Source organism: Microbacterium sp. CIAB417 (assembly GCF_022788845.1).
Genome location: NZ_JAHZUT010000002.1, coordinates 425,122 through 446,372, shown reverse-complemented (window position 1 = coordinate 446,372; position 21,251 = coordinate 425,122). Strand labels below are relative to the sequence as shown.

The window sequence follows — 21,251 nt, the reverse complement described above, 5'->3', positions numbered from 1 at the left end:
CCAGGATGTTTCTCCGCCGTTCGCGGCGCGGATTCGGGCCCCCGCCCGCGCGGATTCGGGTGACCGCCCGGCGGGGCGCGCCACCCCGCCCCGCGCGGTGCGCACCGCCCCGCGCGCCCTGCCCCGTGCCGCGCGCCCCGCCCCGCATCCGTGTCGCGCGCACCCTCCCCTGTCGCGCGCCCTGCCCCGCATCGGTGTCTCACTTGTGCACGCTCAGCACCTCCGAAACCTGCACGAGTGAGACACGCACCGCCCTGCATCCGTCGCGCGCGCGTCACTCGGCATCCGTGTCCCACTTATGCACGCCTGGCACCCCCGAAACGTGTACAAGTGAGACACGCACCGCCCTGCATCCGTCGCGCGCGCGTCACTCGGCATCCGTGTCCCACTTGTGCACGCCCAACGCCCCCGAAACGTGCACAACTGAGACACGCAGGGTCCCGCACCACGCCGGGGTCCGCCGCGCCCCGGGGGCCCGCACCACGCAGGGTCCCGCCCCCCCGGGGGCCCGCCGCACCACGCAGGGTCCCGCACCGCGCAGCGGCGCCCGAACCGCCCCGGCGTGCGCGTCAGGCGGTGAGGACGAGCTTCAGCTGCTCGATCGCCCAGTCCAACTCGGTCGCGCGCACGACGAGCGGCGGCGCGATGCGGATGGTCTGTCCGTGGGTGTCCTTCACGAGCACGCCGCGCCCGAGCAGCCGCTCGGCGATCTCGCGCGCGGTGCCCTGCGCGGGGTCGATGTCCACGCCCGCCCAAAGCCCCGCCACACGCACCGCCGTCACGCCATGACCGACGAGGTCGTTCAGACGTGCCTCGAGGTGCTCGCCGAGGGCCTTCGCGCGCTGCTGGAACTCGCCCGTCGCGAGCATCTCGACCACGCGGTGACCGACGGCCGCGGCCAGCGGGTTGCCGCCGAACGTCGAGCCGTGCTCGCCGGGACGGATGACGCCCAGCGCCGCCGCGTCGGCGGCGACGGCGGACACGGGAAGGATGCCGCCGCCGAGCGCCTTGCCGAGCACGTACATGTCGGGCACCACGCCCTCGCGCTCGCACGCGAACGTGTATCCCGTGCGGCCGAGGCCCGACTGGATCTCGTCGGCGATGAACAGCACGCCGCGGCGGGTGCAGATCTCGCGCACGGCGGCGAGGTACCCCGCGGGAGGCACGATGACACCGGCCTCGCCCTGGATCGGCTCGATCAGCACGGCCGCGGTGTGGTCGGTGATGGCCGCTTCGAGGGCGTCCGCATCGCCGAAGGGCACGGTGACGAAACCGGGCGTGAACGGCCCGAAGTCTCCGCGCGCTTCGGAGTCGTCGCTGAAGCCGACGATGGTCGTCGTTCGCCCGTGGAAGTTGCCGCCCGCCACAACGATCTCGGCCGCGCCGGCCGGCACACCCTTCACGCGGTACGCCCACGCGCGGGCGACCTTGATGGCCGTCTCGACCGCCTCGGCGCCCGTGTTCATGGGGAGCACGAGGTCCTTGCCGCAGAGCTCCGCGAGCGCTGACGCGAACACGCCCAACTGGTCGTTGTGGTACGCCCGGCTGGTGAGGGTGAGACGCGTGAGCTGCTCCTGCGCGACCGCCACGATCGCCGGATGCAGGTGCCCGAAGTTGAGGGCGGAGTACGCCGACAGCAGGTCGAGGTAGCGCTTGCCCTCCACGTCGGTGACCCACGACCCCTCGGCGCGGGAGATGACGACCGGCAACGGGTGATAGTTGTGGGCGAGGTGCTCCTCCTCGGCCGTGATGATGTCGCTCGTGGTGGTGTCGAGCACGGACATGTCGGTCTCCTTCATCGCCGTCATCGGCGCAGTTCGAGCGTGCAGCACTTGATGCCGCCGCCGCCGAGCAGCAGCTCGGACAGATCGATCAGCACGGGGTTGTAGCCGCGCTCACGCAGCTGCGCCTCGAATCCCTTGGCGCGGGGCGAGATGAACACGTTGTAGCCGTCGCTGGCCGAATTGAGCCCGAAGACGTCGCCGTCCGCATCCGAGACGCGGATGGCGTCGGGGTAGCGCTCGGCGAGGATCTTCTGGCTCTCCTCGTCGAACGCGCCGGGAAGGTAGGCGATGTTCGCCTTCTCGACGCCGCCGGGGCCCTCGACAGGGTCGAGCACGGCGATCGCGGTGTCGAGGTGGTAGAACCGCGGGTCCACGAGCGTGAGCGAGACGACCTCGCGGTCGAACACCTCCCCGACCTCGCGGTGGCTGTCGCCGGTGGAACGGAAGCCGGTGCCGGCGAGGATCGTGTTCCCGACCAGCAGGAAGTCGCCCTCGCCCTCGTTGACCTCCTCGGGGCGGGCGACGCGGAACCCGTTGGCGGCGAACCAGTCCATGAACGGCTCCGCCTCGTCGGCGCGCTCGGCGAAGCGGAACTTCGGGCCGTACGCGACACCGTCGATGATGAAGCCGCCGTTCGCGGTGTAGACCATGTCGGGAAGCCCGGGCACGCCGTCGATGAGGCGCACCTCGTGGCCGAGCGCGACGTAGGCGTCGTACAGCGTCTGCCACTGCGCGACGGCCTTGGCCGTGTCGGTCGGGTCGGCAGGCCGCATCCACGGATTGATGGAGTAGCTGACCGTGAAGTGCTCGGGACGGCACATCAGGTAGCTGCGGCGCTGGGCGATACGGGATGAGGGCACAGATGCGGTGGACATTCAGCTCCTTCGACACACGGCGGACGCTGTCCTCGGGCCCGGCGGAGCTGTCAGAGAGCCGGCGACACGGGCACGCCGGATGACATTCTCGCACGACGAGACGCATCACGACCGGAAGCGCGTACCCGGATGCTGTCGTGCCAGTCTGGTGACCACACCACCTGTCGAAGGAGACCCATGAAGCAGCGCACCCTCGGCCCGTTCTCCGTCTCGGCCATCGGCCTCGGAGCCATGCCTCTCTCGATGAACAACGACAACGAGCTCCCCGACCGGCAGAGCGCGATCGCGACCGTGCACGCGGCTCTCGACGCCGGCGTGACGCTCATCGACACGGCCGACATCTACGCCCCGAGCTGGGACGCGATGGGGCACAACGAGGAGCTCGTCGCCGAGGCCCTCGCATCCTGGGGAGGCGACAGGTCCTCGATCGTGGTGACGACGAAGGGCGGCATCACCCGCACCGAGGAGAAGGACTTCGGCCGCGACGGCTCGCTCCCCTACTTGCGCGGCGCCGTCGAGTCGTCGCTGCGCCGCCTCGGCACCGATGTCATCGACCTCTACCAGTACCACCGCCCCGACCGGTGGATCGTTTACGGCGAGATCATGCAGAACCTCAAGACGCTGCACGACGAGGGCAAGGTGCGGGCCCTGGGCATCTCGAACGCGAGCATCGAGGAGATCCAGATCGCCCAGGAGGTGCTCGGCGACGCGCTCGTCAGCGTGCAGAACGAGTTCTCGCCGCGCCACCCCGGCAGCTACAAGGAGCTGACCTACTGCGCGGATGCGGGACTCGCGTTCCTCCCCTGGAGCCCGCTCGGCGGCACCGGCGGCGGCGGACGCTCGGTCGGCGAGCGCTTCCGCGTGTTCTCCGAGGTCGGCGAGGCGCACGGCGTCAGCCCGCAGCAGGTCGTGCTCGCGTGGGAGCTCGCTCTCGCCGACACCGTGATCCCGATCCCGGGCGCGCGGCGTGCCGCATCCATCACCGACAGCGCGAAGGCGGCCGATCTGCAGCTGAACGCGGACGAGGTCGAGCGCCTGTCGTACTCGGTGGGCATCGACGCCTGATCACCCGGCGGCGAGCGCGGAGGGGATGCGGCGGGCGAACGCCCCGACCGCATCCCCTCCTGGTCGATAGCCCCGTGGCGTCCGGTGGTCACGGAGCGGGTCTAGGATCAGACGTCCGATAGTTGCGGATAGTCAACTTTTTCCGCCTCATCCCGCCGGAGGCTCCATGTCCGAGACTGCGCGCACCGACCAGCCCGTGATGACGCACCGCGCCATCCTGCTGGTGATCTTCGGCCTCATGGCCGGCATGTTCCTCTCCGCCCTCGACCAGACGATCGTCGGCACGGCGATCCGCACGATCGGCGACGACCTGCACGGGCTGAGCCTGCAGGCGTGGGTGACGACGGCTTACCTGATCGTTTCGACGATCGCCACGCCCATCTACGGCAAGCTCTCCGACATCTTCGGCCGTCGCCCCCTGTTCCTCTTCGCGATCATCGTGTTCATCGTCGGCTCCGTGCTCGCGAGCTTCTCGACCGACATGGTGCAGCTCGCCGCGTTCCGCGCCGTGCAGGGTCTCGGCGCGGGCGGGCTCATGTCGATGCCGCTGGCGATCATGGGCGACATCCTCGCGCCGCGCGAGCGCGCCAAGTACCAGGGGTACTTCCTCGCCGTCTTCGGAATCTCGAGCGTCATCGGACCCCTCGTCGGCGGCCTCTTCTCCGGTGCGAACGAGATCCTGTGGATCGCGGGATGGCGCTGGGTCTTCCTCATCAACGTGCCGATCGGCATCATCGCGCTGTTCATCGTCGTGCGCTTCCTGCACATCCCGCACCACCCCCGCGAGTCCGTCCGCATCGACTGGTGGGGTGCAGCCCTCGTCGTGGTCGCCCTCGTGCCGCTGCTGCTGGTGGCCGAACAGGGCCGCGAGTGGGGCTGGGACTCCCCCATCGCGATCGCCTGCTACGTCGTGGGCGCCCTGGGCGCGGTGGCGTTCGTCTTCGTCGAGCGCGCCATGAAGACGGATGCGCTCATCCCGCTGAGCCTGTTCCACTCGTCGACGTTCTCGATGGCGACCGTCATCGGCGTCCTCGTCGGCTTCGGCATGTTCGGCGCGATGCTGACGCTGCCGCTGTACCTGCAGCTCGTGCTGGGAGCCACGCCCACGGAGAGCGGCTTCCAGATGCTGCCGATGATCCTCGGACTCATGATCGCCTCGATCGCGAGCGGTCAGATCATCGCGCGCACCGGCCGGTACCGCATGTTCCCGATCCTGGGCACGCTGTTCCTCTCGGGCGGCTACGTGCTGCTCACGTTCCTCCGCGTCGACAGCTCGTACTGGTTCCTCGCGGGGGCGATGCTGCTGCTCGGCCTCGGCCTCGGCCAGCTCATGCAGACGCTGACGATCGCCAGCCAGAACTCCGTCGGCCTGCGCGACATGGGTGTGGCCACGAGCGCATCAACCTTCTTCCGCCAGATCGGTGGCACGCTCGGCACGGCCGTGCTGCTCTCGCTCCTGTTCACGCTGGTGCCCTCCAACATCCAGAACTCGTTCGCCGACGAGGGGACGGTGACGAACGCGCTGGAGGCCGCGCTCGACCCCGCCGTCGCCGAGGCTCCCGAGAACGCGGCGATCATGAAGACGATCTACGACCCGATCGTGGCGAACCTGCAGCAGGCGGCGACTGCCGCATCCGTCGACCTGTCGAACGAGGCGGCTCGCGAGGCGTTCGTCGCTCAGGCCGTGCCGCAGGTGCAGGAGGCCCTCGCCACGAAGAGCGACGACCAGAGCTTCGACGGCTCGGTCATGAACGACACGTCGTTCCTCAACGGCGCAGATCCCCGTCTGACCGCGCCGATTCTCGTCGGGTTCAACGACTCGGCGACGGTGGTCTACCGCGTGGCGCTGGGCGTCGTGCTGCTCGCCTTCGTGCTGACGCTCTTCTTCCGCACACCTCCGCTTCGGGCGAAGTCCGCGCTGCAGGAGGCGGCGGATGAGGCGGCCGCCGCATCCGAGTCCGACGACCCGTCCGTGCTCGCGCAGGCCGCGGCGGCGGATGCGGGTGCGCTGGTCGCGCCCGACACCGGCCCCGTGCCCACCGCGGACCGACCGCTCACCCGACGCGACCTTCGCGACTGAGTTCCGTCGGCCCCGCGCGGCATGTCCCACGTGCTGCACCGCATGTCCCACGTGCTGCAGGAATCGGGCCTGATTTCTGCAGCAAGTGGGACACGGATGCCGGCGGCGGGACACGGATGCGGAAGCCGACCGGCCCGGGCGACCCTCAGATGACGGCTTCGCTCCACGCGTCGGGGTTGCCGAAGCGATGCGCGGTGATCGCGATGGCCTGCTCGTGCAGGAACGGCAGCAGCTCGAGGCGCCCGGCCGTGGTGACCGGGTTCGCGTAGACGGCCAGATCCGGGTCTCCCGCGATCGCCTCGGCGAGGGTGCGGTGCAGGATCTCGGTCTCGGATGCGGGGCCCACCAGGCGTGCCCGTGCGACGCGCGGCTTCACGCTGACACCGGCCTCATCCGCCTCGGCGCGAGTGAGGCGCTCGATCCACTGCGCATCCGTCTCGACGTGCACCGTGAGCCCAGCCTCGCCCAGCGCGCGGCGCACGGCAGGCGGAAGGCCCGTCGCCGTGCTGAGGGATGCGGCGGAGCCCGCGCGCAGGGCGGCGAGCGCGACGCGCAGCACCTCTTGCACCTCGGCGCCCGCGGTCGCCCGCACGGCCGCATCGACCGAGCGGTACCGGAACAGGTTGCGCTCGACGCCGAGGCCCGTCACATCCTTGATGCGGCCGAACTCCCGATCCCACTCCACGGCATCCGACAGCGCGGCGCGGCGCAGCCATTCGAACCGTTCGTAGTCCAGCGACGGCTGGGCGGCTTCGATGATCGCCGTCATGCGCGAGTCGAGCCCGCGTAGGTGCAGCGTGGTCGAGCCGCTGACAGCGGTGGGTCGCCAGCTCCCGAGACCGATCAGGTAGTTCGGGCCGCCGGCCTTCGTGCCCGCGCCCACCGATGAGCGTTTCCAGCCGCCGAACGGCTGGCGCTGCACGATCGCACCCGTGATGCCCCGGTTCACGTACAGGTTGCCCGCTTCGACGCGGTCGAGCCACAGCGCGAGGTCATCGGGGTTCTGCGTGTGCAGGCCCGCCGTCAGGCCGTAGGCGACCGCGTTCTGCAACTCGATGGCCTCGGCCAACGACGACGCGTGCATGATGCCCAGCACCGGCCCGAAGAACTCCTCGAGGTGGAAGCGCGACCCCGGCGCGACGCCGGTGCGGATGCCGGGACGCCACAGTCGCCCCGCCAGCTCCGGCGCCCCGTCGATCCGCTCGGGCTCCACGAGCCACTTCTCGCCGTCGTCGAGCGTGGTCAGCGCCCACGCCAGCTTGCCCTGCGGCGGCTCGATCACCGGGCCGACCTCGGCGGCGGCGTCGGCGGGCGATGCGACCACGAGGGAGCGCGTGGCATCGACGAGCTGGCGCGCGAAGCGGGCCGAGCGTCCCACCGATCCGACGAGGATCGCGAGGGATGCGGCGGAGCATTTCTGTCCGGCGTGCCCGAACGCGCTCTTGACGAGATCGGATGCGGCGAGGTCGAGATCAGCCGACGGCATGACGATGATGGCGTTCTTACCGCTGGTCTCGGCCAGCAGCGGAAGGTCGGGCCGCCAGGAGCGGAACAACTGCGCGGTCTCCCAGGACCCGGTGAGGATCACACGGTCCACGGCGGGGTGGGAGATGAGCTGCTCCCCCAGCGCACCCTCGTCGATGTCGACGAGAGCGAGCAGGTCGCGGGGGATGCCCGCATCCCACAGCGCTTCGGCGACGACGGCCGCCGAGCGGCGCGCCTGCGGGGCGGGCTTGAACACCACACCGGATCCGGCCGCGAGGGCCGCGAGCACACCTCCCGCGGGGATCGCGAGCGGGAAGTTCCACGGCGGCGCGACGACCGTCAGCCGCGCCGGGACGAAGACGGCGCCGGCGACCCGGTCCAGCTCGCGCGCGGTCGCCGCGTAGTAGTTGGCGAAGTCCACCGCCTCGCTCACCTCGACGTCGGCCTCGGCGAGCACCTTGCCGGTCTCGGATGCGGCGACTTCGATGAGCAGGTCGCGGCGCGCCTCGAGCGAGCGCGCCGCCGCCTGCAGCACCACGGCGCGGTCGGCCGCGGGCAGCGTGCCCCAGCCGGCGGCCGCATCGCGCACCCGCGCGATCGTGCGCTCGAGCGTGTCGGCGTCGCCGACGCGGGCGCCGCCGATGGTCGCGTCACCGGCGGTCGAGGTCTCGATCCGCTCGATGATGCGCTGCGCCCACTCGCGGTTGGCCGGGAGCGCCGGATCGGTGTCGGCCGCGGGGCGGAAACCGGGAGCGCCGTGCACGCCGGCGTTCGATTCGCGCGGGGAGAAGACTGCCGTCTCGACGAACTCCGCGCCGCCGAACAGGACGGAGTGCGCGTCGGGTTCGGTGCGGTCGGCGGCGATGCCGAGCACGGCCTGGGTGAGGCCGGCGACCTCCTGCGTGGGTGCGGGGTCTCGCAGGATGGCGGGCCCGGCCGCGTCCGGCGCGCTCTGCTGGCGGTTCTGCCCACGGCGGGGGCCGGTGCGCAGCGCCGCATCCGTCGACCGCTCGATCGAAGCGAGGAAGCGGTCGCGCTCCCGCGCGAACAGCTCCGGATCGGTGTCGAGATCGAACGCGGCGGAGAGGAAGTTCTCGCTCGAGGCGTTCTCCTCGAGTCGGCGCACGAGGTAGCTGATCGCCACGTCGAACTCGTCGGGACGCACGACCGGCACGTACAGGAGCACGGCGCCCACCTCGCGCGAGACCGCGGCGACTTGACCTGCGGCCATGCCCAGGAGCATCTCGAACTCGATGCGCTCGCGCACGCCGCGCTCTCCGGCGAGGAGCCACGCGTAGGCGACGTCGAAGAGGTTGTGACCGGCGACACCCACCCTCACGGCGGCGGCGTGTTCGGCATCCAGCGCCCAGTCGAGGCAGCGCAGATAGTTGGCGTCGGTGTCGAGCTTCGTCTCATACGGCGCCTGCGGCCACCCGTGCATGATGGCATCGACGCGCTCCATCGCGAGGTTCGCGCCCTTCACCAGACGCACCTTGATGCCGGAGCCGCCGCCCGCGACGCGCTGCTGGGCCCACGCGGTCAGCTCCTGCAGAGCCGGAAGCGCATCGGGCAGGTACGCCTGCAGCACGATGCCCGCCTCGAGATGCGAGAGCCGCTCGTCCTCGAGGATGCGGGTGAACACCGCGATCGTGAGGTCGAGGTCGCGGTACTCCTCCATGTCGAGGTTGATGAACGTGCCGTCGGCGGCTGCGCTCAGATAGAGGGGTAGCAGCCGCTCGACGACGCGCTCGATGACCTCGTCGAAGGCCCAGAGCGAGATGTGCCCGGCGATGGCCGAGACCTTGACCGAGACGTAGTCGACGTCGGGTCGGCGGATGAGCTCGTGGATGCCGTCGAGGCGACGCCGCGCCTCGTTCTCACCGAGCACGGCCTCGCCCAGCAGGTTGAGGTTCAGTTTCGCGCCGCCTTCGCGCAGCGTGGCGATCGCGGCACCGAGCTTCTCGGGGCGCGCATCGACGATGAGGTGGCCGACCATGTCGCGGAGGGCACGGCGGGCGATCGGCACGACGGGTGCCGGCACCGCGGGGGCGACGGCCCCTCCGACCCGCACCGCGGAGCGAAGGTACCAGGGCAGGAAGTCGGGCACGAGCGGGGCGATGCGGCTGAGGTTCGCCGCCGCGGCCGACAGGCTCTCGGGGCGCATGACGCCGTCGACGAACCCGATCGTGAACGGGAGCCCGTTGGGGTCGCGCAGCACTCCCGCGAGGCGTTCCGCGGCAGGGTCGGCGTGAGCGTCGGCGGCTTCGGTGACCCAACGGCGCGCGAGGGTGACCGCGTCGTCGGCGAGGGATGCGGGACGCGGCGCTCGTGGCGCCCCCGCCTCGGTGCTGGAGGACATGCGCTCAGCCTACGTCGGGGCCCTGCGGCGCCACGGGCGTGACACGAGCCCGCCGGCGGCGCCGGTTCAGCGCCAGATGCTGGGCGCGGGGCGGCGCGTCGAGGGGAGCGCCACGTCCTCCGCCCAGCGCAGCATCCACTCCTCGGGAGCGGGCACGGTGGCGGGGTCCTGGCCGAGCGCTTCGAACAGCTCCGCGAGGCCGACCGTGCCGCCCGAGCGGCGCACGAAACGTCCGCGCGCGATGAGCTGCGCGTAGATCTCACCGTCGACGACGGCACGGTGTTCGAGGTAGACGGCACGGTCGTCGGCAGCGATGACGCGCGACTCGACATCGAAGCGCTGCCACAGATGCAGCGACTTGCGATAGCTGATGGTCGCGTTGGCGACGACCGGATACCAGCCGCGCTCGCGCATGAGGTCCCAGAGGCCGGTGCGCATGAGCAGGTCGAAGCGTCCGAGGTCGAACAGCGACAGGTACCGTCCGTTGTTCATGTGTCCCACGACGTCGAGGTCGGTGGGAAGCGTCGTCAGCCGGATACGGCCGACGCCGAGCGAGTCCATCGCGCCTTCGCGACGGTAACGGCGGCGAGAGGAGGCGAGCAGAAGCAGGGTGCGCCAGATCACGTTCACGACGTCAGATCGTAGGAGAGGGCAGGCGGATGCGGGATTCGATTGTGTGATCCCGACAGCGGCGGCGGCCGCATCCGGCTCGTCGCTGGTGGCCCGCAATGACCCGGCGCAGCCGATTTCCGCCGGTCGTGCCGCCCGCGTAGAGTCTGGCCATGGAAGCCGACCTCACCACCGATGTGATCGTCCGCCCGGTACGCGATGTGGACGCCGAAGCCCTCGGTCGCGTGCACGCGACGTGCTGGCACGAGACCTACGACCACCTGATCAGCAAGGCCGCACTGGAGCGCGTCTCGCCCCGCAGGCTCGCCGAGCTCTGGACCCACTGGGCCGAGCAGGGCCCCGACTACCGCATGTCAGCCGCGCTCGTGGAGGGCGAGATCGTGGGTTTCGTGGGCTCCGGCCCCGCGCGCGACGAAGACGCCCCGCGCGAGCGCGAGCTGTACTTCATCTACCTGCTGGACGCGTGGCACGGCACCGGAATCGGCCAGAAGCTCTTCGACGCCGCGGTCGAGGAGGGCGAAGGGCTGTACCTGTGGGTCGCCGAGGACAACCCCCGCGCCCACCGCTTCTACACGCGCAACGGTTTCGCCCTCGACGGCGCGACGCACACCGAGCCGTTCCTGGGCGAGACGCTGACCGAGGTCCGCTTCACCCGCTGACCCGGCCCCGCTCTTCCGCGAGACTGCATCTTCGTCACGAGATCACGGGTAAACACCGTGATCTCGTGCGGGAAATGCAGTCTCGCGGTCGTTGGAAGGGGTACGCGCGGCAACCGGATGCGGGTCAGCGGGCGCTGACGGTGCCGAAGAGTCGCGCGATGGGCGCGAGCACGAGGGGACGCGCGGCGATCCACCCGCCGGCCATCACGAGCACGGATGCGGCGAAGATCCAGAACCCGACCCAGTTGTCCGCGTAGGCGGTGGGATCCGTCGACCCCTGCGCGGCGTACATGTGGTTGAGGTTGCGCAGCGCACCGGTCGCGAAGACGAGGGCGACGTGCACGATGATGAACGCGACGAAGAAGAGCATCACGGGGAAGTGCACCCTGCGCGCCCATTCGATCGGATAGGCCCGGTTCAGGGTCTCCGCCTTGCGCGGCCACAGCCCGCTCATCCGCACCCCCGTGAGGATCGCGAGCGGCGCGGCAACGAACACCGTGGTGAAGTAAGCGAGCTGCTGGAGGCTGTTGTAGTTCACCCAGCCGTTCTCGCTCGGCCAGTCCAGCGACGCGTACTGCAGCATCGCCGACAGCGCGTTGGGCAGCACCTCCCAACTAGTCGGGACGATCCGCATCCACTGCCCCGTCACGAACAGGAGCACGAGGAACACGAGCCCGTTCACGAGCCACAAGAGGTCGAGCGACTGGTGGAACCAGATCGTCAGGCTGGTCTTGCGCTTGCTGTTCCACCGCGGCGTCCAGAACGCCGACGGCCGCTTCTCGCGCCGCACCTGCAGACCCGACCGGATGATCAGCAGCATGAAGAACGCATTGAGGAAGTGCTGCCACCCCAGCCACGCGGGAAGCCCCACGGGGGCGCTCTCGGGGAGGTGGTACTCGCCCGGGTAGGTCGCGAGGAAGTCGCGCAGCGGCTCGAGCGAGACGAGCCACCGCGTCGCGAACACGACCATCGCGAGGGCGAACAACGCGCCCACGCCAGCCACGATGGAGGCGCCCACCCACTGCAGTGCGGTGAACGGACCGTAGCGGCGAGGCTCGGGCCGAGGCGCGGGGCGCTCGAATGCGGCACGTCCGGGAAAGACGGTCGGCGTGAACGGCAGCGGATCCCGCATCCGTTCGACGTCCGCACTCCCCGGTTCGAGGGACTCCGGATGCGGCTCCGCGCCCGATTTCCGCGCAGGTGGGGTCTCTTGAACTCTCGACGTGGGCGCAGATCCGGCGGCGGATGCCGCGAGCCGCCCCGCCGCGGCGGACTCGGACCCCGGGACGGCGCCGGCGTTCGCGGCGGACCCGGGCTTCGTGACGGCGCCCGGCTCCGGGCCGGGGCCCGCGTTCGCGGCGGGTGCCACAGCGGCCGCCGGCCGCATCCGTCCCGCCGGAGGCCACGGCTCGCCGCCCGCAACGCGCGGCAGCCCACGCCGGAGGGGCCGCGCATCCGCGTCGAGGGACTCCTGCTGCGGCCCGGAGCCCGTGAACGCAGCATCGCGCGTCCCGTCAACGGGAGGGACGGGGGCCTCAGGAGCCGCATCGGGCACGGTCGGCGGCACCGGCGCGGGCACCGGCGCCGGTATGGTTCGCACGGCGGCGCCCGTGGACACCGCAGCGACGAATGCGGGAGGCCAAGGCTCGCCGCCGGGCACCCTCGGCAGGCCGCGGCGGCGCTTCACCCCCGCGACACCGGACTGCGTCGCGTCCCCACCGACACCGGTCCCCATGTCCTGTTCGACGGACTCTTGATGCGCCTCCCGGGCCGAGAACGCCGCATCGCGCGTCCCTTGAACACCGACAGGGACACCCACACTCGGTTTGAGGGACTCGTGATGCGCCTCCAAGCCGGAAAACACCGCATCGCGCGTCCCTTGAACACGGAGACCGACGGAACCGGCGGGAGAAGCACCGGCACCCGCGGCACCCACGGCACCCGAGGCACCAGCGGCACCAGCAGAAGCCTCGGCACCACCGCCGGCGCCAGCGGCCGGGACGAAGGATGCGGGGGGCCACGGCTCCCCGCCGGCGACGCGCGGGAGTCCCCGGCGCACGCGACGCGGGAGGTCGGCCACGCTCAGCCTCGCTTCGCCGCGAGGGCGTCGATGAGCTGCGGCACCACCTGGAACACGTCGCCCACGACGCCGAAGTCCGCGATCTGGAAGATCGGCGCGTCGGCGTCCTTGTTCACGGCGACGATGGTCTTCGCGGTCTGCATTCCGGCCTTGTGCTGGATGGCACCGGAGATCCCGAGCGCGACGTACAGCTGCGGCGACACCGAGACCCCGGTCTGGCCGACCTGGTGCTCGTAGGGGATGTACCCCGCATCCACCGCCGCGCGAGAGGCGCCGACAGCGGCGCCGAGCGCGTCGGCGAGCTGCTCCACGAGCGCGAACTTCTCGGCCGAGCCCAGTCCGCGCCCGCCCGACACGACCCGCGCGGCTCCTCGCAGCTCCGGCCGCGACGAGGCCTTCTCGACCACCTCGGTCGACACGACGGATGCGGCCGGCGCACCCGACGCGGTCACCGACAGCTCCGTCACGACCGGCTCAACGGCCGCCGCACGGTCCTCGACCGCGCCCTGCCGCACCGTCGCCACGAGCGGCCCGAAGGTCGCCGCCGCGTCGACGGAGTACGCGCCGCCGTACACGGAGTGGTGCGCGATCACGCCCTCCTCATCGCGATCGAGGCCGACGATGTCGACGGCAAGGGCCGCGCCCAGGCGCGCGGCGAGCCTGCCCGCGACGTCGCGCCCGTCGAGCGAGTGCGACACGAGCACGGCCTCGGGGCTCACGTGCGCCACCGCAGCGGCGAGCGCGTCGACCTCGGCTACGCCGAGCCCCTCGCCGGCCGGTGCGACGAGCACACGAGTCGCGCCCCATTGACCGGCGGTCTCGGCGAGCTCCGCGTCCCCCACGACGAGGGCGACGGGTGTTCCCACGCGGGACGCGGCCCCGATGAGTGCGGCCCCGGATGCGGCGAGTCCCCCGCCCGCCGAGGTCTCGAGCAGCACCAGGATGGCGTCGTCGGCGAAGTCGGTCATCGTCGTCACCTCTCAGACCAGACGGTTCTGGATCAGGAACTCGGCGAGGCGGTTGCCGCCGTCTCCGTCGTCGACGATCACCTGCCCCGCCGCCCGCGCGGGGCGGGGAGCGATGGCGATCATGATCGAACGTGCGACGGTCGGATCGTCGGCGTCGATCGCGAGATCGGCGAGCGACAGCGTCTCGATGGGCTTCTTCTTCGCCGCCATGACGCCCTTGAAGCCCGCCATCCGCGCCTCGGGCATCGCCTCGGTGATCGAGATGACGGCGGGCAGTTCGGCACGGATGCGGCGCACGGCGCCCTCTCCGGGACGGTCGCCCTCGACGGCGTCCTCGGCGAGCTCGACGCGGGCGAGCCCCGTCGCCGAGGCCACCCCCAGTCGCTCGGCGATCATGGCGGGGATGACGCCGCCCACACCGTCGGTGGACTGGTTGCCCGCGATGACGAGGTCGAATCCGGTTCGCGCGATGGCAGCGGCGAGCACCTGCGCGGTGAGCCCCAGGTCGGCACCGCGGAGCGCGTCGTCGACGATCTGCACGGCGGAGCCCGCACCGAGCGCGAGCGCCTTGCGCAGCGTGGGCGTCGCCTCGTCTGCGGCCATCATCATCGCCACGACCTCGGTGCCCGGGTGCGCGTCGGCGTAGGAGAGTGCGGCCTCGAGGGCGCGCTCGCCGATCTCGTCGATGACGCGATCGCTGGCGGCGCGGTCGGCGAGGCCGGTCTCGAGATCCAGAACGCGGTCACCGTAGGTGTCGGGGACTTCTTTGACCAGCACGACGATTCTCATGGGGCGGTGCTCCTTCGACGGGACGAGTCTAGACGACACTGGGTGTCAGCGATGGCGGAACTCAGGCGCACGCTTCTCGCGGAACGCAGCCATCCCCTCCTTCTGGTCGTCGAGCGCGAAGAGGGTCGCGAAGCTCTGCTTCTCGAACCGCAGGCCCTCCGCCAGCGTCGTCTCCTGCGCGGCACGCAGAGCCTCCTTCGCGGCGTAGACCACGGGCAGCGACTTCGCGGCGATGGCCTCGGCGACCTCCATCGCCGCATCCCGCAGCTCGGCCGCGGGAACGACGCGCGAGACGAGGCCCGCACGCTCGGCCTCCTCGGCCCCCATGCGGCGGCCGGTCAGCACGAGCTCGGCGGCCTTGTACGCCCCGACAGCACGGGTGAGCCGCTGCGTTCCACCGAGGCCCGGGATCACTCCGAGCGCGATCTCAGGCTGACCGAACTGCGCGGTGTCGGCGGCGAGGATGATGTCGCAGATCATGGCGAGCTCACACCCGCCGCCGAGGGCGAAGCCGGCGACCGCCGCGATGAGTGGCGTCCGGGCCCGCGCCACGTCTTCGAGGGCCGCGAACGGGTTGTCCACGAGCATGTCGCGTGTCGACTTGTCGGCCATCTGCTTGATGTCGGCGCCTGCGGCGAAGGCGCGCTCGCTCCCCGTGAGCACGATCGCCCCGATGCCCTCGTCGGCGTCGAACGCCGCGACCGCCGCCGCGAGCTCACCGACCAGCGTCGAGTTGAGGGCGTTCAGGGCGTCGGGACGATTCAGGGTGATCCAACCGACGCGGCCGTGCTGTTCGACGAGGATCGTCTCGTAGGTGCTCATCTGCCCATCGTGGCATGAGCGCTCGAGGGTGCGGCAGGGTCGATCCCGGAGGAATCCCTCTCAGACCCGTTCGATGATCAGGGCGTTCGCCATCCCGCCGCCCTCGCACATGACCTGCAGCCCCCGGCGACCGCCGGTGTGCTCCAGGTGGGCGACGAGGGTTCCCAGCAGGCGCGTCCCGGATGATCCGAGCGCGTGGCCGAGTGCGATCGCACCGCCCCAGGGGTTGAGACGCGCGGGGTCGGCGTCGAGCTCCTCCTGCCACGCGAGCGGCACCGAGGCGAACGCCTCGTTCACCTCGTACGTGTCGATGTCATCGATCGTGAGCCCCGCCCGGTCCAGGATGCGGCGCGTCGCCGGGATCGGCGCGGTGAGCATCATGAGCGGGTCGTCGCCCACGACGGCGAAGGAACGCAGCACGGCACGGGGCCGCATCCCGAACTCGGCCGCGCGCTGGGCGCTCATGAGCAGCACCGCGGACGCGCCGTCGGTCAGCGGTGACGAGGACCCGGCGGTGACGCGCCACTCCAGCTGCGGGAACCGGGCCGCGGCGGCATCGGTGCGAAACACCGTCGGCAACCCCGCGAGCGCGTCCGCGGTCGTGGCCGCACGGACCGTCTCGTCGACCTCGACGAGCCCTGCGGGCGTCTCGACGGGCACGATCTGCGAGGCGAACAGTCCCGCCGCAGCGGCTGACGCGGCGCGGCGATGCGACTCGGCGGCGTACGCGTCCAATGCCTCGCGCGACAGACCCCACTTCGCAGCGATCAGCTCGGCGGCGATGCCCTGCGACACGAGCCCGTCGGGGTAGCGCCCAACGAGCAGCGGCGAGACCGGGGATCCGGATGCGGCCGCCGACCCCAGCGGCACTCGGCTCATCGACTCGACGCCGCCGGCGATCACGATGTCGGCCGCCCCCGCCATGATCGCCTGCGCCGCCGAGTGGACGGCCTGCTGCCCCGAGCCGCACTGGCGATCGAAGGTCGCTGCGGGCACCGTCTCGGCGAAGCCGGCCGCGAGCACGGCCTGGCGCGCGATGTTCGTCGACTGCTCGCCGACCTGACTGACGCAACCGAGCAGCACGTCGTCGACGAGGGCGTCGTCGAGAGAGTTGCGATCGGCGAGGGCGCGCAGCACACCGGCCGCGAGATCGACGGGGTGCACACCGCTGAGCGCACCGCCCGGCTTTCCCCGACCGGAGGGCGTGCGCACCGCGTCGACCAGCACCGCCTCGCGCACGGTCTCAGCCCTTCTCTTCGGGCCGCTCGCTGACCTGCTCTGCCGCGTCGTCGGGGACGTAGCCTGCGACGTGCCGTTCCTCGTGGCCGGTGTAGACCGAGAGCGGCCGGATGAGGGCGTTGCGGCTGTACTGCTCAATGATGTGCGCCGTCCACCCGACCACACGGGCGGCGACGAACAGCGGGGTGAAGGTCACCGTGTCGAACCCGATGAGGTTGTAGGCGGGCCCCGACGGGTAGTCGAGGTTGGGGTAGATGCCCTTGCGCGCCACGAACTCGCTCTCGAGCGCGTCGTAGAGGCGGGCCACATCCGGGCGGCCGTAGTGGGCGACCAGGTCGTCGAGCGCGGCCTTCATGGTGGGCACGCGGGAGTCGCCCCGCTTGTAGACGCGGTGGCCGAAGCCCATGATCTTGCGCTTGTTCGCGAGCGCATCATCGAGCCAGGCGGAGACGTTCTCCGCCTCGCCGATCTCGTCGAAGATGTGCAGCACCGCCTCGTTCGCGCCGCCGTGCAGCGGGCCCTTCAGCGCGCCGACCGCGCCGACGACCGCGGAGTGCAGGTCGCTGAGCGTCGAGGCGATGACCCGCGCGGTGAAGGTGGACGCGTTGAACGAGTGCTCGGCGTACAGGATCATCGATCGGTTGAAGGCGTCGGCGACGACCGCATCCGCCTCTTCACCGAAGGCCATCCAGAGGAAGTTCGCCGCGTAATCCAGATCGTCGCGCGGCGGGATCGGAAGCTGTCCGCGGCGGCGGCGCTGGCCGTAGGCGACGATCGCTGGCAGCGCAGCGAACAGCCGAAGACTGCGCGCGAGGTTCTCCTCGGGGGTGCCGACCGCATCCAACACCGAACCGACACCCGCGAGATCCGCCGCCCCCAGCACGCTGAGCGCGGTGCGCACCTCGTCCATCGGATGCGCGTCCAGCGGCACGAGCTCGATCGCCGCCTGCACGGCCGCCGTCAGCGGCCGGTGCTCCCGCTCGGCACGTCGGAGCTCCGCGAGCTGCTCGTCGCTCGGCAGCTCGCCGTGCCACAGCAGGTAGGCGACCGCCTCCACGGGCTGCGTGGCGGCGAGCTCCTGCACCGGGTAGCCGCGGTACAGCAACGAGTTCGTCTCGGGGTTGACCTTGGAGATGGCGGTCTCGTCCGCGACGACCCCCGCCAGTCCCTTCCGGATCTGCTCCTGCTCGGTCATGTCACTCCTTCGTGCTCGGCCGCGCGTCACGGACGCGTGTAGGTGAAGATGCTGTCGTCGAAGCTGTTGTACTGCTCGTAGTCGATCAGGTCGTAGAGCTCGGCGCGATGCTGCATCTCGCCGACCTTGTCGCGCAGGTGTCCCTTGTCGACGAGGTCCTCCAGCGCGCGCTCGGTGGCTCCCATCGCGATGCGCAACAGCGAGACCGGCCAGATCACGATGTTCACGCCCACGTCGCGCAGCTGATCGACGGAGAAGAGATCGCTCTTGCCGAACTCGGTCATGTTGGCGAGGATCGGCACGTCGACGGCACGGCGCATCGCCTCGAACTCGTCGAGGGTCGCCAAGGCCTCCGGGAAGATCGCGTCCGCCCCCGCATCCACGAGCGCCTTGGCGCGGTCGATCGCCGCGTCCAGTCCCTCGATCGCGCGGATGTCGGTGCGTGCCATCACGAGGAAGTCGGGATCGCGGCGCGCGTCCACGGCGGCACGGATGCGGCGCAGCGCCGTCTGCTCGTCGACCACGGCCTTGCCGTCGAGGTGCCCGCAGCGCTTCGGGTTGATCTGGTCCTCGATGTGCGCCCCGGCGACGCCCGCGTCCTCGAGCATCTGGATGGTGCGGGCGACGTTCATGGGCTCGCCGAATCCGGTGTCGGCGTCGATGAGCGCAGGGAGCTCCGTCGTGCGGGCGATCTGAGCCCCGCGCCCGGCGACCTCGCTCAAGGTGGTCAGGCCGATGTCGGGAAGCCCGAGATCGGCCGACAGCACCGCGCCGGAGATGTAGACGCCCTCGAATCCCTTGCGTTCGATCACGCGCGCCGACAGGGGATTGAAGGCGCCGGGCAGCCGCATCAGCTCGCCCGAGGCGAGTCCGGCGCGGAAGGCGCGGCGCTTGTCGGATGCGGAGGCCGTCGACCCGAGCATCAGAACAGCCCCTTCGGTGCCGGCTGCGAGAGCAGCAGTCCCGGCTTCGCGACGATCGAGAGCTGGCGCACCTCGTCGGCGGTCAGCTCCGGCAGGCGCTGCACGAGCTCGAGGAACCGTTCGATCTCCGCCTCCTCCAGCACGGGCTCCGCCAGCAGCCGGAACTTGCGGACGTAGTCCTCGCGCACGAAGGGGCGGGCGCCGAGCGGATGCGCGTCGGCGACGGCGATCTCATCCTCCACGACCGATCCGTCGGCGAGCGTGATGATCACGCGCCCGCCGAACGCCTTCTCGTTCGGGTCCTCGGAGTGGTAGCGGCGGGTCCACTCGGCGTCCTCGGCCGTGGTCACCTTGTTCCACAGCTCGACGGTGTCTTCGCGCGCCGCGCGCTCGGGCGCGTAGGAGTCGACGTGGTGCCACGCGCCGTCCTGCAGCGCCACCGCGAAGATGTACGGGATCGAGTGATCCAGCGTCTCGCGGGATGCGGTCGGGTCGTACTTCTGCGGGTCATTCGCCCCGGAGCCGATCACGTAGTGCGTGTGGTGGCTGGTGTGCAGCACGATCGACGCCACGTTCGCGGGGTCGCGCAGCTCGGGTCGCTCGGTGCCGAGCTTGCGGGCCAGGTCGATCCACGCCTGCGCCTGATACTCGGCCGAGTGCTCCTTCGTGTACGAGTCGAGGATCGCCCGTTTGGGCTCACCCGCGGCCGGAAGCGGCACGTCGTACGAGGCGTCCTTGCCGTCGAGCATCCAGGCGACGACGCCGTCTTCACCCTCGTAGATGGGCGACGGGGAGGTCTCGCCGCGCATCGCGCGGTCGACGGCCTCGACCGCCATCTTGCCGGCGAACGCGGGGGCGTGTGCCTTCCATGTGGAGATCTCGCCCTTGCGGGACTGACGGGTCGCGGTCGTCGTGTGCAATGCCTGCGCGACGGCCTGAGAGATCGTCTCGGTGTCCAGGCCCAGCAGCGTGCCGATACCGGCCGCCGCCGACGGGCCGAGGTGTGCGACGTGGTCGATCTTGTGCTTGTGCAGGCTGATCGCGCGCACGAGGTCGATCTGGATCTCGTAACCGGTCGCGATGCCCCGCACGAGCGCCTCCCCGTCGGCGCCCACGTGTTGCGCGACGGCGAGGATCGGCGGGATGTTGTCGCCGGGGTGCGAGTAGTCCGCGGCGAGGAAGGTGTCGTGATAGTCGAGCTCGCGCACGGCGACGCCGTTCGCCCACGCCGCCCACTCGGGCGAGGTGCGGCGCTCGAGCGCGCATCCGAACACCGTCGCACCGGCGCCGCCGATGGAGACGGCGTGGTCGAGTGCCTGCTGGCGTGCGGCGACGACAGGACGGCGGGTGAGGGATGCGGCGGCGACGGCGGCGTTGTCGATGAGCCGGTTGACGATCATGTCGACGACCTCCGGCTCTACCGCCACGGGGTCGGTGGCGACCTCGGCGATGTGCCAGGCCAGCTGGCCCTCGCGGGCGAGCTTCTCCTCGCTCGTGTGGACACGGAGGTGGTGCGTGATCATGCTGCTCCCGGGGTGGATCGTGCGACGCGGGGGGCGTCGGATGCGTCGGCGAGCGACGCGAGGATGGCGGTCAGGGCGTGGTGCAGGTGCACGTGGGTGGCGTGGGCTGCGAGCTCAGGGTCGCCGTCGGCGATCGCGCACGCGATGAGGCGATGCTCGGCGGCGGAGGCGGCGAGGCGTGCGGGGTTGTCGCGCGCGAGGCGACGCACCCGCACGAGATGGGTGCGCACGGTTCGCAGTGCTGCGATGAGATAGTCGTTGCCGACGGCGGCGTCCAACGCCTGATCGAACTCTGCGATCGTGGCGTAGTAGGCGTCCGCATCCGCCTGCGGGTCTTCGGCCGACCAGCGCTCGGCGAGCGCCGCGAAGGGCTCGCCCGCAGCTCCGTCGGCCACCCGTTCCGCCGCGATGCGGGCCGCGGACTCCTCGAGCGCGCGGCGCACGGCGAAGAGGGCGCGGATGTCGTCGGCATCGATGTCGGTCACGACGGTGACCCGCGGCGAGGCCTGAGCGACGAGTCCGTCGGCGGCGAGCCGACCGATGGCCTCTCGCAGCGGAGTACGGCTCACGCCGAGCCGGCGCGCCTGCTCCACCTCGGCGAGCACCGTTCCCGGCGCCAGCTCGCCGGACTGGATCTGCTCGAGAAGAGTGCGGTACGCACGGTCGCTGGCCCGCATCCCGCCTCCTCTGGCACCGTCCGACGAACTCGCACAGTGTATGCACAATCGGCACCGCGATGCCACCCGCTGACTCGATGAGCGCTTTGGGTATACAC

16 protein-coding genes are annotated in these 21,251 nt (G+C 71.0%); 3 read left to right on the top strand and 13 right to left on the bottom strand.

Annotation, left to right across the window (positions count from 1 at the left end; genetic code table 11):
* Window positions 1–569: 569 nt before the first annotated feature.
* Together rocD and ddaH are read right to left on the bottom strand one after the other, a co-directional pair.
* Complete coding sequence (rocD, locus tag KYX17_RS08850; RefSeq protein ID WP_243226633.1) at window positions 570–1,784, bottom strand: ornithine--oxo-acid transaminase; 1,215 nt, start codon at window positions 1,782–1,784, stop codon at window positions 570–572.
* A gap of 20 nt (window positions 1,785–1,804) precedes the next feature.
* On the bottom strand, window positions 1,805–2,659 hold the full coding sequence (ddaH, locus tag KYX17_RS08845; protein WP_243226632.1) for a dimethylargininase: 855 nt from the start codon (window positions 2,657–2,659) through the stop codon (window positions 1,805–1,807).
* A 177-nt stretch (window positions 2,660–2,836) separates the two neighbouring features.
* Between ddaH and KYX17_RS08840 the strand changes: the two genes are divergently transcribed.
* A complete protein-coding gene (locus KYX17_RS08840; protein ID WP_243226631.1) occupies window positions 2,837–3,724 on the top strand; it encodes an aldo/keto reductase in 888 nt (295 codons plus the stop codon).
* A gap of 166 nt (window positions 3,725–3,890) precedes the next feature.
* A complete protein-coding gene (locus tag KYX17_RS08835; RefSeq protein WP_243226630.1) occupies window positions 3,891–5,804 on the top strand; it encodes an MDR family MFS transporter in 1,914 nt (637 codons plus the stop codon).
* A gap of 145 nt (window positions 5,805–5,949) precedes the next feature.
* On the opposite strand, the gene KYX17_RS08830 is transcribed toward KYX17_RS08835, so the two are convergent.
* The gene (locus KYX17_RS08830) at window positions 5,950–9,648 is read right to left on the bottom strand and encodes a bifunctional proline dehydrogenase/L-glutamate gamma-semialdehyde dehydrogenase (RefSeq protein WP_243226629.1); all 3,699 of its coding nucleotides are present in this window, start codon (window positions 9,646–9,648) and stop codon (window positions 5,950–5,952) included.
* A 66-nt stretch (window positions 9,649–9,714) separates the two neighbouring features.
* The gene (locus KYX17_RS08825) at window positions 9,715–10,278 is read right to left on the bottom strand and encodes an acyl-CoA thioesterase (protein ID WP_137418857.1); all 564 of its coding nucleotides are present in this window, start codon (window positions 10,276–10,278) and stop codon (window positions 9,715–9,717) included.
* 152 nt (window positions 10,279–10,430) lie between these two features.
* Here KYX17_RS08825 and KYX17_RS08820 point away from each other — a divergent pair, with 152 nt between their 5' ends.
* Window positions 10,431–10,937 carry a GNAT family N-acetyltransferase gene (locus tag KYX17_RS08820; protein WP_243226628.1) on the top strand — a complete coding sequence of 169 codons (507 nt, stop codon included), beginning with the start codon at window positions 10,431–10,433 and terminating at the stop codon, window positions 10,935–10,937.
* A 124-nt stretch (window positions 10,938–11,061) separates the two neighbouring features.
* Here KYX17_RS08820 and KYX17_RS08815 read toward each other — a convergent pair whose 3' ends face one another.
* The 9 genes from KYX17_RS08815 to KYX17_RS08775 form a co-directional block, all read right to left on the bottom strand.
* Window positions 11,062–12,069 carry a cytochrome b/b6 domain-containing protein gene (locus KYX17_RS08815; RefSeq protein ID WP_243226627.1) on the bottom strand — a complete coding sequence of 336 codons (1,008 nt, stop codon included), beginning with the start codon at window positions 12,067–12,069 and terminating at the stop codon, window positions 11,062–11,064.
* A gap of 950 nt (window positions 12,070–13,019) precedes the next feature.
* Window positions 13,020–13,985, bottom strand: a complete 966-nt coding sequence (locus tag KYX17_RS08810) for an electron transfer flavoprotein subunit alpha/FixB family protein (RefSeq protein WP_243226626.1) — start codon at window positions 13,983–13,985, stop codon at window positions 13,020–13,022.
* Between the two features lie 12 nt (window positions 13,986–13,997).
* Complete coding sequence (locus tag KYX17_RS08805) at window positions 13,998–14,774, bottom strand: electron transfer flavoprotein subunit beta/FixA family protein (protein ID WP_243226625.1); 777 nt, start codon at window positions 14,772–14,774, stop codon at window positions 13,998–14,000.
* Between the two features lie 45 nt (window positions 14,775–14,819).
* Entirely contained in the window at window positions 14,820–15,596 is a 777-nt protein-coding gene (locus tag KYX17_RS08800; protein ID WP_243226624.1) for an enoyl-CoA hydratase-related protein, read from the bottom strand.
* A gap of 60 nt (window positions 15,597–15,656) precedes the next feature.
* A complete protein-coding gene (locus KYX17_RS08795; RefSeq protein WP_243226623.1) occupies window positions 15,657–16,835 on the bottom strand; it encodes a thiolase family protein in 1,179 nt (392 codons plus the stop codon).
* A 4-nt stretch (window positions 16,836–16,839) separates the two neighbouring features.
* Window positions 16,840–18,030, bottom strand: a complete 1,191-nt coding sequence (locus KYX17_RS08790; RefSeq protein WP_243226622.1) for a bifunctional 2-methylcitrate synthase/citrate synthase — start codon at window positions 18,028–18,030, stop codon at window positions 16,840–16,842.
* 26 nt (window positions 18,031–18,056) lie between these two features.
* Complete coding sequence (gene prpB / locus KYX17_RS08785) at window positions 18,057–18,953, bottom strand: methylisocitrate lyase (protein ID WP_243226621.1); 897 nt, start codon at window positions 18,951–18,953, stop codon at window positions 18,057–18,059.
* Window positions 18,953–20,476, bottom strand: a complete 1,524-nt coding sequence (locus tag KYX17_RS08780; RefSeq protein WP_243226620.1) for an MmgE/PrpD family protein — start codon at window positions 20,474–20,476, stop codon at window positions 18,953–18,955. The genes prpB and KYX17_RS08780 overlap by 1 nt, the downstream gene beginning before the upstream one ends.
* Complete coding sequence (locus KYX17_RS08775) at window positions 20,473–21,153, bottom strand: GntR family transcriptional regulator (RefSeq protein ID WP_243226619.1); 681 nt, start codon at window positions 21,151–21,153, stop codon at window positions 20,473–20,475. Before KYX17_RS08775 ends, KYX17_RS08780 begins: the two co-directional genes overlap by 4 nt.
* Window positions 21,154–21,251: the final 98 nt, after the last annotated feature.

What these genes read in the sequence shown, in the direction of transcription:
- rocD (WP_243226633.1), bottom strand. Translation starts at nt 1,784, where the DNA reads ATGTCCGTGCTCGACACCACCACGAGCGACATCATCACGGCCGAGGAG.
- ddaH (WP_243226632.1), bottom strand. Translation starts at nt 2,659, where the DNA reads ATGTCCACCGCATCTGTGCCCTCATCCCGTATCGCCCAGCGCCGCAGC.
- KYX17_RS08840 (WP_243226631.1), top strand. Translation starts at nt 2,837, where the DNA reads ATGAAGCAGCGCACCCTCGGCCCGTTCTCCGTCTCGGCCATCGGCCTC.
- KYX17_RS08835 (WP_243226630.1), top strand. Translation starts at nt 3,891, where the DNA reads ATGTCCGAGACTGCGCGCACCGACCAGCCCGTGATGACGCACCGCGCC.
- KYX17_RS08830 (WP_243226629.1), bottom strand. Translation starts at nt 9,648, where the DNA reads ATGTCCTCCAGCACCGAGGCGGGGGCGCCACGAGCGCCGCGTCCCGCA.
- KYX17_RS08820 (WP_243226628.1), top strand. Translation starts at nt 10,431, where the DNA reads ATGGAAGCCGACCTCACCACCGATGTGATCGTCCGCCCGGTACGCGAT.
- KYX17_RS08815 (WP_243226627.1), bottom strand. Translation starts at nt 12,069, where the DNA reads ATGCGGGATCCGCTGCCGTTCACGCCGACCGTCTTTCCCGGACGTGCC.
- KYX17_RS08810 (WP_243226626.1), bottom strand. Translation starts at nt 13,985, where the DNA reads ATGACCGACTTCGCCGACGACGCCATCCTGGTGCTGCTCGAGACCTCG.
- KYX17_RS08805 (WP_243226625.1), bottom strand. Translation starts at nt 14,774, where the DNA reads ATGAGAATCGTCGTGCTGGTCAAAGAAGTCCCCGACACCTACGGTGAC.
- KYX17_RS08800 (WP_243226624.1), bottom strand. Translation starts at nt 15,596, where the DNA reads ATGAGCACCTACGAGACGATCCTCGTCGAACAGCACGGCCGCGTCGGT.
- KYX17_RS08790 (WP_243226622.1), bottom strand. Translation starts at nt 18,030, where the DNA reads ATGACCGAGCAGGAGCAGATCCGGAAGGGACTGGCGGGGGTCGTCGCG.
- prpB (WP_243226621.1), bottom strand. Translation starts at nt 18,953, where the DNA reads ATGCTCGGGTCGACGGCCTCCGCATCCGACAAGCGCCGCGCCTTCCGC.
- KYX17_RS08780 (WP_243226620.1), bottom strand. Translation starts at nt 20,476, where the DNA reads ATGATCACGCACCACCTCCGTGTCCACACGAGCGAGGAGAAGCTCGCC.
- KYX17_RS08775 (WP_243226619.1), bottom strand. Translation starts at nt 21,153, where the DNA reads ATGCGGGCCAGCGACCGTGCGTACCGCACTCTTCTCGAGCAGATCCAG.